The sequence below is a fragment of the Microbacterium umsixpiens genome, from assembly GCF_053543675.1.
The window spans coordinates 1-2,295 of the sequence record NZ_JBLVOH010000171.1; the positions used below are offsets into that span (position 1 = coordinate 1).

At 70.6% G+C, this 2,295-nt stretch carries 2 protein-coding genes; both read right to left on the minus strand.

The window, feature by feature from the left end:
* A partial coding sequence (locus ACNPM4_RS16520) for an RDD family protein (protein ID WP_448986402.1) occupies positions 1–576 on the minus strand: 576 nt, incomplete at its 3' end.
* Positions 573–2,295 (minus strand): transglutaminase-like domain-containing protein (locus ACNPM4_RS16525; RefSeq protein ID WP_448986403.1); only part of this gene is annotated, 1,723 nt, incomplete at its 5' end. The genes ACNPM4_RS16520 and ACNPM4_RS16525, both read right to left, overlap by 4 nt.

The following is a 2,295-nucleotide window of genomic DNA, read 5'->3' on the forward strand; positions in this document are numbered from 1 at the left end:
TGCGGGATGCGCCGCCGGAGCGAATCCCGGCATCGGTGCCGGAGGAAGGCGCTCGAACGACGGCGCCGGCAGCAGCGGCGGCGCCTCGGGCACCGGTGCCTCCTCGACGACGGGTTCCGGTGCGGGCACCCGGGCGTCGAGCATCAGCGACGACGCGACCTTGTCATGCCACCCCTGGAAGCGGCCCGAGCCGTCGAACAGCGGGCTGAAGTAGCCGACGACGATGGCTCCGGCGAGGCCGAAGATGATGTTGCGGAGCAGCGCGCGCCCGAACCCGAGCGGCTCTCCGTCGGCGGCGGAGACCAGGCGCAGGCCCTTCGCCCGCATCCCGATCGAGCCCTTACCCGCCTGCATGACGGTGTACACGATGAACCAGGCGAGCAGCACCAGGCTCACGACCGGGCCGCCGATGAGGAGCACGGTGATCGAGGCCTCGAGTCCACCCGAGAGCATCGAGGCGAGCAGCAGGCCACCGCCGAGAACGATGCCGAGTCCGCCGGCGATCAGGGCGTCGATGACGTAGGCGACCGCGCGACGGGAGATCGGCGCGATCTGATCGAGCGCTGGCTGCGTCATGGGGTCTCACTCTCGGAGGACGAAGTCGTCGTGCTGTTCTTGATGGTGCCAGGTTCGCGACGAACGCGCGCGGCGGCCGCTTCCTTCAGGTTCTGCAGTCCGTTCGAGACCGCGGTGCCGCCGACCAGGGACCGCACGCTCAGTCGCGCCTTGACGCGCTTCCAGAAGCCGGCCTCCTTGCCGAGTCCGCCGACGATCTCATCGACCTCGTGCCAGAACGACTCCACGTCCTGCGGGCTCGGTTCGGCGGGACCGAACACCTCGGCGTCGGCGCGCTCGGCCAGCGCGGTGACCTGCGGGACAGTCAGGGAAGACGCCACGACGGCGGCCTCTTCGATCCGGGTGCCGCCGGGGGCCAGGCGCGCTCCGTAATCGACGGCGCGGTCGGTCAGCTCGTCCCAGCCACCGCTGATGCGGTCGGAGGTGCGGGCGGCGGCGCGACGGGAGCGACGCTTCGCGGCCTTCCACGCGCCAATCACGATGAACGGCGAGGCGAGCACGGCGATCACCGCGAGCGAGATCCCGCCGATCAGCAGGATCGCGCCGATGATGCCGGCGAGGTTCAGGCTCTCGTCCTCCGACTCGCGATCGTCGGGCAGCGTCGGCGGCAGGTCGACCGGCTCCTGCGGCGGGGGCGGCGGCTGCAGCACCTGCGGCTTCGGGTCGACGCGGGGCTTGGTGTTCTGGTCGTTGGGGACCTGGTCCTCGGGCGGGGTCGGGTTGAACGTCATCCATCCGACGCCCTCGAAGTTGACCTCGACCCACGCGTGCACGTTGTCGCCGGTCGCGGTGAAGACCGCTTCTCCCGCCTGCTCATCGTCGGGGTAGTACCCCATGACGACGCGGGCGGGGATGTCGAGCTGTCCGGCGAGCAGCGCCATCGCCACGGCGTACTGCTCATCGTCGCCGATCATCTGGTCGGCGCCGACGAGCGTCGAGATGCGCTCGGCGGTGTGCCCGGCACGCGACAGCACCTCTCCCTCGAGGCCGTGGCTGAAGAAGCCACCCTCGGAGAGGAAGGTCTCCAGCGCCCGCACCTGCTCGATCGGCGTCTCCGCACCCGCCACGGTCTCGGCGGCCAGCGAGGTCAGCTCTTCCGGCACGTTGCTGGGCTTCGGCATCGACACCTTGCCGAACGCCACCTCGGCCAGCTGCTCGTCGTCGGGCTCGCTCGGCATCACCGCGTCGACCGCGTACTCGTCGCCGGCAGTCAGCTTCGGCGTGGCCACGGCCGTGCCGGTCACCGTGTTGACGAAGGTGCCGCGGCGCAGGTCCTCCGCGCGGTCGCCGTCGAACCGGATCTCGGACAGTTCGCCGGCCGTCGGCATCCACACGCCGCGGTACTCGTCGATCGCGAACTTCAGCGTGACGGGCACGCCCTCGGCCTCCGGCGCCATGTTCGACCGCAGCGGAGCGAACGCGCTCGACGACGTCGGACCGCCGTCGGTGACGTTGTAGACCATGCCGTCGAACTGGTCCATCACGGCCGTGCGGATGCGTGCCCCCTTGGGCAGACCCTGCACGGTGAAGAGCGTCTCCTCGGCCTCATCGCGCACGTTCTTGCGGAAGGCCTGCAGCGGGCTCGGGTAGTCGCGGATGTCGAACGGAGGGATGATGACGTCGCGGAACACGTGACGCGGCTGTGCGGGGGTCGCGACCGCGGCCGTGGCGACGCCCGCTCCACCCGCTACGGCCAGCACGGCGACTCCGGCCAGCAGA